The sequence below is a fragment of the Halostella pelagica genome (genome assembly GCF_004762015.1).
Taxonomy (GTDB): domain Archaea; phylum Halobacteriota; class Halobacteria; order Halobacteriales; family Natronoarchaeaceae; genus Halostella; species Halostella pelagica.
In genome coordinates, this window is the sequence record NZ_SJES01000010.1 from 86,078 (window position 1) to 101,960 (window position 15,883).

Annotated in this window: 14 protein-coding genes and 2 pseudogenes; 12 read left to right on the plus strand and 4 right to left on the minus strand. The window is 59.3% G+C overall.

Annotated elements, in window-relative coordinates:
* Positions 1–74 precede the first annotated feature (74 nt).
* From EYW42_RS18220 to EYW42_RS18230, 3 genes are read right to left on the minus strand one after another with little or no spacing between them, the layout of a single operon-like run.
* Complete coding sequence (locus EYW42_RS18220) at positions 75–1,130, minus strand: ABC transporter ATP-binding protein (protein ID WP_135536903.1); 1,056 nt, start codon at positions 1,128–1,130, stop codon at positions 75–77.
* On the minus strand, positions 1,127–1,942 hold the full coding sequence (locus EYW42_RS18225; protein WP_135536874.1) for an ABC transporter permease: 816 nt from the start codon (positions 1,940–1,942) through the stop codon (positions 1,127–1,129). The genes EYW42_RS18220 and EYW42_RS18225 overlap by 4 nt, the downstream gene beginning before the upstream one ends.
* Positions 1,943–2,953, minus strand: a complete 1,011-nt coding sequence (locus EYW42_RS18230) for an extracellular solute-binding protein (RefSeq protein WP_135536875.1) — start codon at positions 2,951–2,953, stop codon at positions 1,943–1,945.
* A gap of 63 nt (positions 2,954–3,016) precedes the next feature.
* Here EYW42_RS18230 and EYW42_RS18235 point away from each other — a divergent pair, with 63 nt between their 5' ends.
* Together EYW42_RS18235 and fni are read left to right on the plus strand one after the other, a co-directional pair.
* Positions 3,017–3,442 (plus strand): Tfx family DNA-binding protein, encoded by a 426-nt coding sequence (locus EYW42_RS18235; RefSeq protein ID WP_135536876.1) that lies wholly within the window; start codon positions 3,017–3,019, stop codon positions 3,440–3,442.
* Positions 3,443–4,230: 788 nt separating this feature from the next.
* The gene (gene fni, locus EYW42_RS18240; protein ID WP_135536877.1) at positions 4,231–5,307 is read left to right on the plus strand and encodes a type 2 isopentenyl-diphosphate Delta-isomerase; all 1,077 of its coding nucleotides are present in this window, start codon (positions 4,231–4,233) and stop codon (positions 5,305–5,307) included.
* A 47-nt stretch (positions 5,308–5,354) separates the two neighbouring features.
* On the opposite strand, the pseudogene EYW42_RS20640 reads toward fni, so the two are convergent.
* Positions 5,355–5,525 (minus strand): annotated as a pseudogene (locus tag EYW42_RS20640) (cytochrome C biogenesis protein); the annotation flags it as partial.
* Between the two features lie 317 nt (positions 5,526–5,842).
* Between EYW42_RS20640 and EYW42_RS18250 the strand changes: the two are divergent.
* The 10 genes and pseudogenes from EYW42_RS18250 (at position 5,843) to EYW42_RS18290 (ending at position 15,799) form a co-directional block, all read left to right on the plus strand.
* Positions 5,843–7,723, plus strand: coding sequence for a PQQ-binding-like beta-propeller repeat protein (locus EYW42_RS18250; RefSeq protein WP_135536878.1), 1,881 nt, complete (start codon positions 5,843–5,845; stop codon positions 7,721–7,723).
* A gap of 252 nt (positions 7,724–7,975) precedes the next feature.
* Complete coding sequence (locus tag EYW42_RS18255) at positions 7,976–8,809, plus strand: hypothetical protein (RefSeq protein ID WP_135536879.1); 834 nt, start codon at positions 7,976–7,978, stop codon at positions 8,807–8,809.
* A 69-nt stretch (positions 8,810–8,878) separates the two neighbouring features.
* The gene (locus EYW42_RS18260; RefSeq protein ID WP_135536880.1) at positions 8,879–9,247 is read left to right on the plus strand and encodes a hypothetical protein; all 369 of its coding nucleotides are present in this window, start codon (positions 8,879–8,881) and stop codon (positions 9,245–9,247) included.
* Positions 9,248–9,611: 364 nt separating this feature from the next.
* Positions 9,612–10,244, plus strand: a pseudogene (locus tag EYW42_RS20645) (outer membrane protein assembly factor BamB family protein); the annotation flags it as partial.
* On the plus strand, positions 10,235–11,209 hold the full coding sequence (locus EYW42_RS18265; protein WP_259371305.1) for an outer membrane protein assembly factor BamB family protein: 975 nt from the start codon (positions 10,235–10,237) through the stop codon (positions 11,207–11,209). The pseudogene EYW42_RS20645 and the gene EYW42_RS18265, both read left to right, overlap by 10 nt.
* 396 nt (positions 11,210–11,605) lie before the next feature.
* Complete coding sequence (locus tag EYW42_RS18270; RefSeq protein ID WP_135536882.1) at positions 11,606–12,559, plus strand: hypothetical protein; 954 nt, start codon at positions 11,606–11,608, stop codon at positions 12,557–12,559.
* Positions 12,560–12,691: 132 nt separating this feature from the next.
* The gene (locus EYW42_RS18275) at positions 12,692–13,321 is read left to right on the plus strand and encodes a ComEC/Rec2 family competence protein (RefSeq protein ID WP_135536883.1); all 630 of its coding nucleotides are present in this window, start codon (positions 12,692–12,694) and stop codon (positions 13,319–13,321) included.
* Between the two features lie 121 nt (positions 13,322–13,442).
* The gene (locus EYW42_RS18280) at positions 13,443–13,781 is read left to right on the plus strand and encodes a hypothetical protein (RefSeq protein WP_135536884.1); all 339 of its coding nucleotides are present in this window, start codon (positions 13,443–13,445) and stop codon (positions 13,779–13,781) included.
* A gap of 58 nt (positions 13,782–13,839) precedes the next feature.
* Positions 13,840–14,340, plus strand: a complete 501-nt coding sequence (locus tag EYW42_RS18285) for a hypothetical protein (protein ID WP_135536885.1) — start codon at positions 13,840–13,842, stop codon at positions 14,338–14,340.
* Between the two features lie 166 nt (positions 14,341–14,506).
* Positions 14,507–15,799, plus strand: coding sequence for a hypothetical protein (locus EYW42_RS18290; RefSeq protein ID WP_135536886.1), 1,293 nt, complete (start codon positions 14,507–14,509; stop codon positions 15,797–15,799).
* Positions 15,800–15,883: the final 84 nt, after the last annotated feature.

Sequence of the window (15,883 nt, forward strand, 5' to 3'; positions counted from 1 at the left end):
CGGCCGTCTCAATGCATATGGTTCTCTCTATGAGTGCCCGACTAGGCGCGAATCAGCGTGTATTCGGCTCGAAACTAGTCACGTCCGGGGATCAGATGTATCGAATCTTGTGGAATCAGTACTTGGACCTCTGAGCCATTCTCAAGCGCCAGTCGTTCGAACGTCGGCGGACGAACGTTCGCCGTGAGAGTGAACGACCCCGCTTCAATCTCGATATCGATCCGGTATTCGCTCCCCTCATTCAACCAGCGAGCAACTGTTCCAGTGACCGTATTTACCGTTCGGTCACCGTCGGCAATGTAGGGGGCTTCGATTTCTACCCGCGATGGATGAATACAGACCGTCACCGTCGACGTATGGATATCTGACGCGGTCGTTCGGCACTGGATATCACTGAGCTGAACCGTTGTTCCGTCTGCTGTTCGGTCGATCACTGTCCCATCAAAGAGGTTCTCATTCCCGGTAAAGCGGGCGACGAATCGGTTCGTCGGTCGAGTAAGCACCGTCGACGGCGAGCCCACCTGTTCGAGGTCACCGTCTCGAACGATAGCGATTTGATCACCGAGTGCCGTTGCGGTTCGCTGGTCATGCGTGACGTAGAGAACCGGGATTTCAAGCGATTCGAACAGGCTGTGCAGTTCGTCTCGAAGCCGTTTCCGAATCGGCGCGTCGAGACTCGACAACGGCTCATCGAGGAGGAGTACGTCAGGGTCAGTTGCCAGCGTTCGTGCGAGGGCCACTCGTTGTCGTTCTCCACCGGAGAGGGTTGGAGGCTTTCTATCGAGCACGTCCTCTAATTCGAAAAGCGTCGCGAGTTCGTCGACGCGATCGCTGGCTGTGGCCGCGTACGCGATGTTTTCGCGGGCGGTCATGTGGGGGAAGAGCGCTCCCTCCTGGAAGACCATCCCCACGTGTCGATCTTGGAGCGGCAAGCCGACCAGTTCTCGCCCATCGAGCTGAATCGATCCCGAATCGGGGCTGGTGCTCCCGGCGATTAGCGAGAGGAGCGTCGTCTTTCCGCTGCCAGACGGTCCCAAGACGGCGAGTACTTCTTCCTCGACCGTCAGATCCATCGGACCGAAGTCGAACTGGCGGTAGGCTTTTCGAAGTCGAGAGAGTTCGAGTGTCATTCCCATGGGTTCGAGGCAACGGTATTGAGAATCAACAGGGCCGCGGCAGCGATCAGTACTAACAGTATCGCCACCGGATAAGCGTTATCCAGGCCGAGCTCGATAAACGCCACCCAGATCTGAACCGGCATCGTCCGTGGATAGTACGCCAGCATCATCGTCGCGCCGAACTCACCGATCGCTCGTGCGAAGGCAAGCGTTATGCCAGCGAGAATCCCCGGTCCAGCAAGGGGCAGCGTCACATTACGGGCGGTCGTCCATCGACTCTTTCCGAGCGAGCGAGAGGCGTATTCGAGCGTCTGGTCGACGCCCTCGAACGCCGCTTTCGCGGTGACGACCACGAACGGCGACGCGACGAATGTCTGGGCCAGTACCACCCCAGCGAGCGACCGTGTGAGTGGGAACCCGGCAGCAATCGCGGCTTCACCGAGCGGCGAGCTGGGGCCGAAGACAGTGAGCAATACGATTCCGCCGACCGTCGGGGGAAGCACCAACGGGAGGACCACGACTGCGAGAACTATCTTCGTTACAGCCCCGTTGGTGCGTGCGAGCCAGTACGCGAGCGGCAAGCCGAACAGGGTGGCGATGACTGTGCTAATCGACGCCGACAGAAGTGATGTCGTCGCCGAATCCACGACGGTCGGATTGTTCATCTGAGCAAGGATCTCTCCGGCCGGTACCGAGAGAAACAACGACACCATCGGCACAACGTAATACAGGAGTAGCACGCCCCCGAGGACGAGCGCAACGCTGAGCCAGTCGAACCCGAATGTGTCCGTTCCCGATCGGTTCGAGTGTGAACCTGTCGCCATTCAAACCAGGACAGTAATGTCCGAGACCGTCGACGATAGCTCTTTATCTGGTCCGCCGAGTCGGGATTCAGTCTCGCTGGATTGGTCGGTTACCTGTCTGACACTCTGGGGCACGTCGCCCGTATAGGAAAGGAATTGATCGCGTAGGAGGAATCCGTGCTCTTCGAGATAACTCCCGGTCGTATGGACGTCGAACACGGAAACTGCAGCGTCGCTCATGTGCCGAATGGTCGAGCCGTAACTGATGAGCCCACCGTGGACTTCCTGGCCGTTTGGCAGGGTGTATGAGGTTGTAGAGTACCAATTCTCGGTATACTGTGGATTACTCAGATTGATCTGGTCCGGTAACTCGATGTACTCGTAATCGCGTTCGACGGCCATATTGCGGTAGGCAATAGCAGCGTCGATGGAACCGGTTTCGAACTGGCTGATCAACGATGTTTCGGGATAGATCTGATCCTGCTGAAGGATCTGTTCTCTGAGATTCGATGCATCGTCGTAGTAGCGTGAGGCGAGTTCGAGCATGAATAGGGCACGATATCCAAGTGGGTCTTGATCAGGGTCGGTTCGACCGATGTTCACATCCCCGTCGACCATTGGTTCGTACCAACGCTTGGTTCCGGCGTCGGCCAGACGTTCCCCGCCAGCCGTGTCCGGATTGTACGCAATGACGACGGAGTTGCTGGTGAAAACGGAGTACCACGGAGCTGACAGCGGCTCCTCGAACAGCGCCACGTCGGCGACCGAGACGATGTCGGGGTCACGTTGTCCCTCGTCGATCATTCGAGCGACCGTCGCCGAGCCGTGCGATTCGATGTTAACTGGGACATCTACAGCAGGCTTGAGCCCGTTAGCTAGTGCATTCTGGAGGCTGCCAGCCGCGAGGATGGTGATCGTCGATCGACTCCCATCTTGATTGGTCCAACTTGTACAGCCCGCAATACCAGCGACGGCCGCCGTGCCAGCAGTCAGGAGAAATCGTCGTCGCGCAGTAGGGGATCCATCAGTCATTCATACAAGATCGAGACCCGTTTGAGAGAAAAACTTATCTCAAACACATCTGTTTGACCCTGTATGACCTCTGCAGAATCGACGACATTGACTGAGCGGCAGGTGGAGATACTCGAACTCCGAGAGCAAGGGCAGACACAGCAGGAAGTTGCGGACCGACTGGGAACAACCGACTCGAATATCAGTGCTATCGAACGAGCGGCAGAACAGAACATCGAAAAGGCTCGTCGAACATTGGAACTCGTCCGGACGGTACGGTCGCCGATCCAGTTTTCCGTCTCTTCGGGGACAAGTTTCGATAAGATGGTCGCCAGCGTCTATTCACATGCAGACGAAGCTGGCATCAAAATCGCCTACTGTCGTCCAGAGCTCTATACACATCTCTATGGGGTTCTCGAAGAGTGTACGAACCAGAACGAACTGAAGACGACTATTGATGTCGGAATTACCAACGAAGGCGAGGTGAGAGTCTTCACCGAGGATTTCTGAGCGTGGCGTTGGCTCGTGATTTCCAGCGAACTGTCTTTCGACGTATCGCTCGGCGTTCGTACGCTAAGTGGCCCGTGTACGACTCGACGCCGCTGTACGACCGAACATCGCTCACTGGGCTGGAATCGGACGTACGCGTCGTGTCGGAATTTGGTTTGACCACGACGAATACGACTCGATAGGCCAGTTCATCTTGCACGATCCGCCCGCTGGCTCAGGCCTACACGCGGGCGCTACAGCCGCCCGCGAGCAGATCCATGTGGCGCTGCTGGAGTTAGACGCTGAGGTGCCGAAAGGGCTCGCGGAGTGCCCCAGCTGTGGGCGATGGGCTTACCCGAGCGAGTGCGAGACCGCCATTGTTGACAGTAATCGGAGTCGCTCGCGTTCAGTATGTGTGCGTATTCAGCACGAGAGGTCCGTTCAGTACAACCGTCCAAGGACAAATGCATTCAGTCCTAGCTCTCAACTCGATTAAGTTCCTCAGTAGTTGAGACTGGTGTTCTCGACGCATATGCGTTGCCACGTCATTGTAACTACAGAATATCTATTCCAATGGACTAGAAGTTGTTCCGTGTAGAACGATCGGCGATTTTTACATTAGACACCCCGAACCGGCTGCACAATCAAATGCTTCCTGATCAGCTCCTCTGTGCATCGACTTGATGTACCGACCAATATGCTGATTTAGAGTACATCGCGGGGGCGATTACTACATCCCAAGAGTACCCAATACGCTGAACAGTCAAAATACCAGTGTACTTTTGCTACTCCTTTTGCAAGTTCAGTTAATGACAGGGCAGGGACCATCGGAGACTGAAGATCGAAAAGACGACCACCTCCGGATCGTACAGGAGCGAGACGTCGAAACCACAGGCACAGGTTTCGAAGACATTCAGCTCGTCCATGACGCGCTCCCGGAACTCGATTACGACGCTATCGACCTGTCCATCGAATTTCTGGGACATAAGCTATCCGCTCCAATCTTCATCGAGAGTATGACCGGGGGGCACGAAAACACCACAGAAATCAATCGGGCGTTGGCTCGTGCTGCCAGCGAGACTGGCATCGCGATGGGGCTCGGAAGCCAGCGAGCTGGCCTCGAACTCGACGATACTAGCGTGCTTGAATCGTATACCGTCGTCCGCGATGCCGCGCCTGATGCGTTCATCTACGGAAATCTTGGCGCGGCACAACTCCGGGAGTACGACATCGAAACAGTTGAACGTGCGGTCGAGATGATCGAAGCCGATGCGCTCGCGGTCCACCTGAACTTTCTCCAGGAAGCCGCCCAACCAGAAGGGGATGTCAATGGACGGGACTGTTTAGCTGCGATCGAACAAGTATCTGAGGGCTTTTCAGTGCCGATCATCGTCAAAGAAACGGGCAACGGAATCTCCGGGGAGACTGCCCGAAAGCTAACCGCGGCAGGGGTTGACGCAATTGATGTCGCTGGAAAAGGCGGTACGACGTGGTCTGGGATCGAAGCCTACCGTGCAGCGGCCGCGAATGCACCACGACAGAAACGGATCGGCACCCTATTCCGAGAATGGGGTATCCCAACCGCTGTGAGCACGATCGAGTGTGTTGCCGAACACGAGTGCGTAATCGCGAGTGGGGGTGTCCGGACAGGATTAGACGTGGCAAAAGCAATTGCATTAGGTGCCCTCGCCGGCGGGCTGGCGAAACCGTTCCTGAAACCGGCTACAGACGGGCCAGACGCTGTCATCGAACGAGTCGAGGACCTGATCGCTGAACTACAGACGGCGATGTTCATCACTGGTTCGGGGACGATCGAAGACCTCCAACAGACTGAATACGTGTTGCAGGGAAAGACACGCGAATACGTTGAACAACGTCCTCTCTGAAGAGAGAAGCCATATCCTTCGACGATCGATCATCATTGGATAATTGTTCAGTATACAATGAGCGAGAGATAGAGTTGGCCGACTCCAGCAACGATCATCACAACGCCGGAGAGCCGTTTGAGCCATCCGGCATGGGCCATCACGCGATTTGCGTTACTGATGATACCGGCACCGGTTGCGACGGTTGTTGAAGCAATTAGTACAGCAACGATGCCAGCGACCCTTCAGGAGACCGGTACCAGAGCGTTCCTCTCGATATACCTCCAATACGACGACGAGGCAACGCCAGAAGCTGCCAAACCCGACGCCAGTAGACTCCGGCAGAAACGCCACGAGTAGCTCTACATACAGGGCGATAGCTGTCTGGACTGAGGGAACACTGGTCCGTCGATGGGGGGTGGTTCTCCCGAAGACGATGTTGTAGACAATCGGGAAGAGACAACGGCGTCCAGTATCCGAATGGAGGGGATTTGATGTGACCAGAGTTGGAACGTTCGGCCGTGCTGGACACGCAGTATTCGTTTGATTCCAACAAATGACTCAGTCGACTAGATTCGAGACGGTCGTCTCGTTCGCCGAGCGATCACCGGACCTGCATTTCGACGACGAACAGGGGTTCCTGACCCTGCCAACGGACGACTTGCCGAGGTGGGCGAGGCACGGTGGCGCGCGCTGCGACGTCGAGATGACGTTCAGCAAGGAGCCAAGCGGCGTCGAAGGCACCGTTACCGACTTCGGGTCGCGTCTGGAGACCGAAATCCGGTGTTGTGGCGACTGGTTCGAACTCGGCGACTCTCGCTTCGTCGAGGGGTCGCTCGAGGAGGCACCGGACTGGTTGACCACCGACGGTGATTCCGGGTACGTCATCATCGAGTTGGACTACGATCTGGCCGCGACTCTTCGGCGTTCGACCGACACGCCAAAGAGGCTTCACGTGAGCGCGGGCGTGCTCGATTGGACGACGCCGGGGGCCCGCGAGCGCTGGGCGACACCACTCGAGACGGACCGCTGCAGGTTCGCGGCATCGGCCGTCGCCGATACCGTCGTCGTTCCCACCGTTCGCGAGACCGTGGGACTGGACGTCGAATCCGGAGCCCAAATCTGGTCTAGAGCGCTGTCAGAGAGCGAATCGGCGTCGGGTGGTGAGGCCGATCCACAGCGAACGGTGTATCCGTCCTTCGAGCGCGTCCATGCGCTCGACGCGGACTCCGGCAGAACGCACTGGACGTATGAGGTCAGTGACGCCCTGGAGACGTTCCCGCCCCGGGAAAACGGGACGCTGTACGTCGCGACGTCGACGGGCGAGGTGCACGCCGTGGACACAGAGACCGGTCGCCGGGAGTGGATGAAGCCGTTCGACGGTTCGATTTCGGCGCTTGCGCTCGATGTCGAAAGTGACACGCTCGCGACCGCCGGTCCCGATGGCGGGACGGTCACGCTACTCGACGCCCGGACCGGCGACCGAATCACGTCGGTTTCGACGACCGGGGTGGAGACGCCACCGGTCGCGACCACCGGCAGCGTCGTGTTCCCAGCCGGGAAACACATCCGAGCGGTCGATACCGGCTCGGGCGAGCACTCCTGGACTGCGAGCGTGGACGACACCGTTGAGACTCGACCGGCCGCGGGCGCGGGGACCGTCGTCGTCATCACGCTACACGGGACCATCGTCGCCTTCGACGCTCGCGACGGGACGAAGGAGTGGACGCGGACGCTCCCGAACGGGAGTGCTCGGGACGTACCGCCAGTCATCGAGGACGACACAGTGTACATCGTCACGAAGGAGGAGACCCATGGTGCGGACACCGTCCGTGCGTTGGACCTCGAGACTGGAACACCGTCGTGGCGACACGAAGTGCCGAACATGGCCCGGTCCCCGTTCGATGTCCATGACGGGACGGTATTTTCACCGAACGAACACATCACGGAGGACTACGGTAGTGTGCACGCGCTCGAACCGACGGGCGCAGTTCGACGAACGTACAGGGGCTCCGTCGACTCGATCGACAACGCTGGTTCGCTCAGGCTTTCGTCCTCCTCCAGCGAGGATGTCGGATGGGTCGATCTTCCCGTGGAGGCGCTGCCTTACTATGGTCGGTTCGAAGGAGCCGCCTTCGACGTCTTCCTCGCACTCGACGAATCGCTGTCGGCGGTCACAGGCGGACGACCGAGGCAGTCGCCGACGACCTTCGAGTACCGCGCACAAGAGTCGGGTGATGGAGTTATCACGCTCTCCGGCATCGGCGATGAAGAACGCCAGGGTAGATTGAGTTTAAATGACGAACCAATTGCTCCGCTCGATTCGTCTGGTGATTGGTCGGGGTACATCGCGCTGTTCCTCGACTATCTCGAAGACGAGACACCAGCGGGTGCGAAACCGGACCCAGTCAAACTCTGGAAGCGATACGGCCACTGACCGCCTCACTCCGCAATCGGCAACGCACGTCCATCATGACTCGGCCTCTGCATCCCCCGTGGCATTTGCACGGAACTAGACGAAGACTATCTCCTCGTACGGGCATGAGGCTGGTTTCCGTGTCCGAGAAATTCCAAGCCACCGAGTCGAGATACTCACTTCGACGTTGTCGAACTGTAGTGGCGGGACAACCCCTGTATCAGCGATCATCTCCCCAACGCTCAAGTCTATTCTAAGAGATAGGAAATCGCGATGCTATTCGAGAACAGTCTCGTCCGGAGTTACGAAAAGGACTTTGGCGTATATCGACATATCAACGTCCCCGACTTCGGGAGCGTTCGCGTTCACGAGGATTTTCTCCCGACCAGCGGCGATTACTGTGGTGCGCAGTTCTACACGACAGTGAGAATCGACAGTGGTAGCTCCGGTTTATCGGTCGATCGGGGGGACGGTGTCGTCCGACTGCAGGGGCCACTCGAACCTGGAGAGCTCGCGAACCTCCACCACCCTGACTACGAGATGCCCATCGTGGTTCTCGATATGACCTTTCTCGCTCTGGACTGGAAGCCGGGAATCGACACCCCGGACGACCTCCCCGACGGCGAACTCCACGTTCAGCTGGAACTCGAGTACGACCACGCGCTCTCGGTCCGCAAGACGGGATTCTCTCCGGAAACGATTCGAGAATGGCGACCGGGCGAACTCCCCGAAGATCTCGAGGAGAACGAGCGAGTGCACTCGTTCGCCGATGGCGGGTTCACGGTCGATTACGACAGCGAGGTGTCTCACGATGCCGGCTGGAGCCTCTCCCTCCCGGGACCAGTCTCGACAGTGCTACCGTTCGAGGACGACCTGATGGTGGTCCTAGAGCCAGAGCAACTCGACGCCGGAAACGAGTTCGGGGCGACCCCGACCCGGAATCTGGTCCGCGTTTCGTCAGCAGGCGGGATCGAGTGGGTCGCCGAGGAAACAGACCGCGAACACGCCTACCGGTATCCCGTCATGAAAGAAGGCGAACTGTTCGCCAAGGCACGGGACATGGTCGACCTCGATGCTGCCACGGGCACCGTCGAAGCCCTCTACTGAGTTGTGAGGTGAACCATCGGGCAGGCTGAAGCTCTCGACGACAACGGCGACGACGTCGATGTCCCGGTGATGATCGTAACGTTTCCGGCTGCGCGGTTGCCGTACTACGGGCGGTTCGAGGGCGCGCACTTCGAGACGTACGTCGCCGTCGACCTCGACCTCTACGCACTGGAGGGCGACGAGACGCATCGGGCGTCGAACCGCACCACGTTCACGGTCGCCGACGTGAACGAGACGGACCAGCGCACCGAATTCGCGCTGCACGCGACCGTCCTGGACGACGTCACGGGTACGCTCTCGATCCCCTCCGACGGGGTCCCAAGCGCGGTGGACGACGCCGAGACGCATCTCACGTGGTCGCTGGAGTACGACCGCGACGCCACACCCACGGCAGCCGAGGTCGACGCGGTCGAACTGTGGCACCGATACGGCCACTGACGACTGTCCCCTGTGCCGAGCGCTTCGGGAGCGGGTGTCGACGAACACACTCTGCAAGCACGAACTAACGGGTGCTCTTCGACGTGAGACGCAAATCGAGGAAACGTTCGGCAGCGGATGACCAAGCGAAACAGAGAGATACGCGCCACGACCGGAGCCGTTCAAGCGTTCACAGCCTCTCGCCAGGTTGAAACTGGACCCGTCCGGACGTAACAGCATGGATACGACTCTCAATCTGGAAGGCTATACGGAAGATGTGGAACCGGGAGGCGGTCGGGTCGTCTTCCAGTCGGAGACGGAGTTCGATCACGCGTCGCTAGGTATACCCACGTCCGTCCTTCCGACCGTCGCCCGAGCCGAACGAATGTACCTCGACGTTACGGTGACGTTCACGGAGTCCGACCCTGACGTGGACGTCCTCGTCGATGACGTCACGTCCACGACGTATTGCCAGGCGGAGAATTTGGCAGTGTCCAGTCGGGGAGAGTGTACATTCGTCCTTCGGAAGTTCCGGACCCCAGATGGAACGGATGAGAGTAACGTTTACGAGCTAGCTCTCGATAGTGCAGCGCTCCCTGATTCGCTGCTAGCGGAAGGAGCCCAGACAACAGTTGCACTCCAGATTGCGTACGACCACGAACGCACGCTCTCGGAGGCTCGGGCTCCGTCGCCGAAGCGTATCCACGAACGCCAACGAGGGTTGACAGGGACGACGCCTGGAGTCGTTCCACAGTGGTCTCGAACGGACCTGCGTGACGTCTCGGCGCTGACGCTCTCCGTGGACGGAGAATCGCTCTACGTCCGAGATACGGATGGCTTACACTGCCTCGAGACTCGTACCGGAACTGGGCATCGACTCGCGGACGTAGCTGCATCCACGTTATTGTTCGACGAAGGGACGCTCTACGCGGGAGAGGGGCCCGAGCTCGTCGCTGTCGATGCAGACACGGGAACCGTTCGCTGGACCTTCGAAGCAGATGCGACGATATACGAACCTCCTGCGTTCGCGACGAAGTCGTCTACGTTGGATCCCGCGATGGTTCGGTGTATGCCCTCGATGCGGCGACCGGTACCCTCATGTGGCAGTCCGACGCGGAGAGTCCCGTCAGAGCCAAGCCCATCGTGCTGGACGATTCGGTGGTCTGTCTGACCGGCGAACCAGCGGTTTTCAGGTTGGATGCCGAAACCGGAGACGTAGTCTGGCGCGTCGACGTGGAGGGGCCGGGTATCGGGAGTCTCGCCAGCGCCGGCGACTCCATCTACGTCTCACAGCACGGGCAGGACGGCGTCGAACTGGCGACGACAGACGGTAAAGTCCGCAGGCAATTCGACCACAGTCTTGGCGAGGTGACCGCCACCGAAAACCATCTCTACGCCGGCTCCACGGCACTTGCTGCGACGGACGGCCGACTGCAATGGCGGTACGAGACCGCAGGCTACGTTGACCACTGTCATCGTGACGGGACCGTGTACGTCGCAGCCGCGGATGGCGTGTATGCGCTAGAACAGACCGATGTTCCGACCCGTGCGTTCTTGGGTGAAGTAACCGACGTCGGTGATCGTTCGAGTACGCTCCATCTTCAGGCCGACGACGGCGGCGTACAGGGAGGGTTGACATTATCGAACGCAACGGTACCGTACTACGGCTGCTACGAGGGAGCGCGATTCGACGTCGTCATCGAAGTCCATGGCACAGACTGGTTCGTAGCAGACGAGTACCGCGAGGAACCCCGGATACGGAGCTATGTCGGCGATGTTACGAGGACCCAAGATGGTGAAACAACCATCGAGTTCGACACGGGTGACACAGCGGAACGATTAACCGTCCCGACAGGCGCTTTCGGCGACATTGACACCGGAGACTCGGTTCGCGTCGCCGTCTCTCTCGAATACGATGAAGATTCGACGCCGGTGGACGGGAAACCTGACCCCGTCGAACTGTGGAATCGATACAGCGGTTGAGTAAAGCGGGGCGAAGGTCCGCACGTCTAGCGTTGAATCACGTATCGAACGAGAATCACCAGACACGGATCGATGGACTGCTCGGCAACGCGTTGCGTTCTGGACGGCCGTGCAAGAGTCGATATACTACATTCTGGGGAAGACAACTCTACCAGTCCCTCCAAGACCGGATCGAAATCTCAGTTCCGGAAGAACTCATCGAGCAGGAATTCAAAGACGACGAGGACGAATGCAGTGAAAGTATTCGTCCAACTCGTCCGGATTCCACACCAGATACGATCTACCAGAAGTATCAAGTTCTCTTTAGCGCAGTATAACACTGAACCCTCCATGATTTTGGAACTCGATCGATACGGTCTATTGCATCAAATCGGCGAGTATAGTGAAGGCATCGCCATGATCTGGCTCACACGAGAGCCAGGTGCTCCTCAGGATGAAGGGCAAGTGATAGAGATTCCGGCGTGGATACTTCCCGAGGGAGCCGGATACGATGGTGCACGGTTCGTATTCGACTTCGAGTTCCACGAGTCGAAACCGCAGAGACCGGTGCCGACCGACACCGGGATGAGTACGTTCGTAGCGGAATCGGACCGGAAGCCGAGCAAGGGGGAATGCTGGTTCGACATTTCGATTGTAGACGCATCGACCAAGTTCGCGGAGAAGACCAAAGGAGATCTGGCGCTTCGCTTCGAAGACGTGCCTGACCCGTTGAGGGACGAGGATGCATCCTGTTACCTCGCCGCGACCATCCAGTACGACCACGAACAGGCCCTGAAAGGCATCCTGTCAGCGCCGACAATCAGAGACTTGCGCTTCGGGTCGGAACGCCCGCCGAACGTCGGTAGGTCCGACGACGCAGCGATGGTCGCAACGGCTGCGGACGTATGGGCGTTCGACGGGGAGGTCGTCGCTCTCGCGGAGGACGCGGCGACGATTGCGCTCGACCCGGTGGACGCCGACGCTGCGTTCCCGACGATGACGGTGACGTATCCAGCAGAGCGCCTCCCGTACTACGGCCGGTTCGAGGGCGCGTACTTCGAGACGTACGCCGCCGTCGACCCCGACCTGGAGGCACTCGAAGGAGACGAGGCCCATCCGGCGTCGAACCGGACCACGTTCTCCATCACCGACGAGAGGAAATCTGATGGAGACACCCGGTTCTCGTTGCGCTGGAAGAACTCAGCCGAAGTCTCTGGGACGCTCATCGTACCCGACGACGGAGTGCCGAGTTCGCTCGTCGACTCTGCGGACGAGAGACACCTCTCGCTCTCGCTGGAGTACGACCGCGACGCCACACCCACGGCGGCCGAGGTCGACGCGATCGAACTGTGGAACCGATACGGCCACTGACCACTTTACACTGTTCTGAGCGCTTCGGTGAGCGGGTATCGCCGAACACACTCGGCAAGCACGAACGGACCAGGCACTCGACGACCTGGCCACGTCGGCCCCGGGTTCACGCCGAACACGCAAGACCCCTCGATGAGCGGGAACGTCCCGAACGGCGGCGGGAGTCCCGGTGGGATGAGCGAGCTCCTGCTCGCCGGTGCCAGCGGCGACCTCGACGACGTCGCCGAGGTCGCACTCGACGAGGAGTTCACCAACGCCTGCGACCTCCCCACCGGCGACAACGACTCCATCAGCACCACCGCCGGCGTCGCGACCCGCTCGTCCGACACCTTCGCGAACATGGAGCAACTCTCGCTGGCTCTCGACGACGACGATAACGAAGGAGACGGGTGTCCGGACGACGATCTCGAAGTCACCTATCTGGACGTACAACAAGGAACGAGCATCCTTCTAGAGGCGCCGAACGGTAAAAATATGCTAATCGATACTGGCCCGGCGAAGAATCGGGTAGCAGATGAACTCTCTCGACTCGGTGTCGACCGTCTCGATTACGTCGTGATTACGCACAATCACTCGGACCATCTCAGCGGTCTTTCGGGGCTACTTGATGCTCACGAGAGTGGCGAGATTACCATCGGGAAACTATATGTAAATGGACTCATGGGCAGAGGACGACGACGGCGATCTCGGACAGACACAACAACGAGTGCGGCAAGCTCTCGAAGGGATGTCCATCCCCGTGGAGCGACTTTCACGCGGTGACGGATCCGAGTTAGCGTTAGGTACGGGTGTCGAACTGGACGTACTCAACCCACCCGAGAATGATCGACCAAGGGACGAATCGGCGATCACATGTCAGAAGAAACTGGACTGTAACTCGATAGTGCTCCGGGTAGAGTACAAGTCGCAGAGTTTCCTCTTCACTGCCGACATCCGTGAGGCACTCGAAGAAGAGCTCTCCGACGACTTCGGCGACGTCGACGTGCTGAAACTCAGTCATCATGGGAGTGACTCCGCTAACGGCGAAGCACTTCTGGAGACCAATCCGGATACCGTGGTCGTTTCCGCGAGTACGAAATATATCGATGACAAAGAGATAATCGACGAGATGCGCGACCGAGATACGCCGATCTATATCACTGGAAAAGACGGGAACCTCGAGTTCGTGGTCACCGAACAAGGAGCGCTAATCGGTCCAGACGAAGCGGTCGACGATGAATAAGACGAAGAGGCCGAGCGACTCCCCAAAAAATAAGAAACCCGAAGAGAATCGGCACGGCATGATTGAAATAGAAGTCGAACTGCGAGTGGCTGAGTGGACCGACTACGGGACGGACAAATCGGGAGATTCGGGACTTCGGGTGTATCCCGAGTATCCGGATCATCCCGACGAGGACGACAGCATGTTTCCTGTCGAAGCAGGGCTACTCATCCTCGAAGGGGAACTCTTGCGGTCGATTATCCGGGATTTCAACGGTACAGATCAGCTATCAGAGTCCTTGACGAAGACGGTCGGGGAGAGAACCGTCAGGCTATCCCTCTGCGACGGTCTGGTCGGCGACGACGCCAGGGAGGGCTGGACGCTTGATGCCGAACTGTACGATACGACGCGGTTCTCGGAGAACGATATCAGTCACGAGTTCCTGCTGCGTGACCCCGGAACGGGCGAGCAGGTGGGGCTCTTCGAGCTCAACGAGGCAAAGCTTCTCGAAGAACCGGACGTCGACTGGGACACCGAGGAGTGGACGCTCCGAATCGCAGACCACGAGCAGAGCGAATAACCGACCGCGGCCGTGCCTCATCGATCCAGTGCCAGCGGTGACACGGACTCGACGGGGTGCACGTCGAACTCCTGGTTCACTATCGCTCAGAGATGTCCGGAACGGACATCCGGCCTCCGGTGGTCATATTTACTGACGGCGAGCACTGCATAAATGAGCGTCCTCAATGCTTGCATCTCTAAGCACGTTCGCGGAGTGGGAGAAGAATCATGGACCGATAGCGGACATACACTGGAACGCGCTCAAGTGCTACGTTCACAGGGACTACACGCCACTGTCGATGCATGGTACCGGTCCGCTCTACGTCGAGTACGAGGTCACGGCCGAGCCGGTGGAGAGGACGGTCGACGTTGGATTCCGGCGGACCGAGATACGGTCGGCAGCGACCTACGGGAGCAATACGCTCCACGTCGATCATCCTGACCCGGCGGTCGACCAGGACCTGTTCGCAGCTATCGTATCCTATTACGACTGGGAGTGCTTTCCGGAGGTCGACAGTCCTGACGACCGGTTCGAGGACGGATCGACGTACGGGATCTCCGTTCGGCTCGAACACGACCCGGCACGGGCACTCTGGCGGACCGACAAATCGCTGGCCGAACTCGAACGAACCCGTTCGGACCAGCCGGATGCGGCCGCTGTCGAGCGCGTCTTCGAGGACCCGGCGCTCTCCGTCGCCACGTGGGACGCGACGCTCTCGGCAGTGAGCGACGATGGATTGGGAACGTTCGAGAGCGCCGCCGTCGACTACCGGGTCGTCCTTCCGCACGACGCGCTCCCGCAAGAGATCCCGTTCGTCGGAACCAAGTATCAGATGCGTACCGGTATCGCGGCCAGCGACCGTTCGTTCGTCGAGTTCGCCACTGCGTCGCTCTCGGAGTGGCGCGGCACCGTCGAGCGGGTCGACGACGAGACGGCGACGGTATCCCTGGACACTCCCACCGGCGGAGCGGACGGAGAGACGACGTTGACCCTGCCGGTGGATCGACTTCCGGACGCCAGCGCAACGCCGACCGAGACCGTGACGGTGGTCGTCCACTGGACGTACGACGGAACCCGAACCGACGAACGGTCGGTCGCCCCGACTGTTCGTCGCCTTCCGGACACGACCCTCGAATTCGCCTACGACGGCCGAGTCGCTCACGACTCCGGCCGGGAGATAGCGTTCTCGAACGCGATACGATACGGGTACGGACACGATTCCGGTGCCATCCTCGTGTTCGACCCATCTGAGGCAGGCGTCGACGACCCGGACGTCGTCGTTCCCGACGCCAGACCGGTCGCGAGGATCGACGAGCACGGCGACCTCGACTGGATCGTCGACGCCGAAGGCGACGACTCGACTGTCAGCATTCGCGACGCCTTCATCTGCGACGACGACCTGTACACGCTGAAGTGGAGCAGCCCGAATGCGAGGTTCGACGCTACGACGGGCCACCTCGTTCGACGGTTCGACTGAACTCGGAACGGCGACGACGGGACCACGACCGAAACGCTCGGAACACTGGAACACGGGTCTCGCCGAGCCGTCCCGTCGATTGCA

What these genes read in the sequence shown, in the direction of transcription:
- EYW42_RS18220 (WP_135536903.1), bottom strand. Translation starts at nt 1,130, where the DNA reads ATGACACTCGAACTCTCTCGACTTCGAAAAGCCTACCGCCAGTTCGAC.
- EYW42_RS18225 (WP_135536874.1), bottom strand. Translation starts at nt 1,942, where the DNA reads ATGGCGACAGGTTCACACTCGAACCGATCGGGAACGGACACATTCGGG.
- EYW42_RS18230 (WP_135536875.1), bottom strand. Translation starts at nt 2,953, where the DNA reads ATGACTGATGGATCCCCTACTGCGCGACGACGATTTCTCCTGACTGCT.
- EYW42_RS18235 (WP_135536876.1), top strand. Translation starts at nt 3,017, where the DNA reads ATGACCTCTGCAGAATCGACGACATTGACTGAGCGGCAGGTGGAGATA.
- fni (WP_135536877.1), top strand. Translation starts at nt 4,231, where the DNA reads ATGACAGGGCAGGGACCATCGGAGACTGAAGATCGAAAAGACGACCAC.
- EYW42_RS18250 (WP_135536878.1), top strand. Translation starts at nt 5,843, where the DNA reads ATGACTCAGTCGACTAGATTCGAGACGGTCGTCTCGTTCGCCGAGCGA.
- EYW42_RS18255 (WP_135536879.1), top strand. Translation starts at nt 7,976, where the DNA reads ATGCTATTCGAGAACAGTCTCGTCCGGAGTTACGAAAAGGACTTTGGC.
- EYW42_RS18260 (WP_135536880.1), top strand. Translation starts at nt 8,879, where the DNA reads ATGATCGTAACGTTTCCGGCTGCGCGGTTGCCGTACTACGGGCGGTTC.
- EYW42_RS18270 (WP_135536882.1), top strand. Translation starts at nt 11,606, where the DNA reads ATGATCTGGCTCACACGAGAGCCAGGTGCTCCTCAGGATGAAGGGCAA.
- EYW42_RS18275 (WP_135536883.1), top strand. Translation starts at nt 12,692, where the DNA reads ATGAGCGGGAACGTCCCGAACGGCGGCGGGAGTCCCGGTGGGATGAGC.
- EYW42_RS18285 (WP_135536885.1), top strand. Translation starts at nt 13,840, where the DNA reads ATGATTGAAATAGAAGTCGAACTGCGAGTGGCTGAGTGGACCGACTAC.
- EYW42_RS18290 (WP_135536886.1), top strand. Translation starts at nt 14,507, where the DNA reads ATGCTTGCATCTCTAAGCACGTTCGCGGAGTGGGAGAAGAATCATGGA.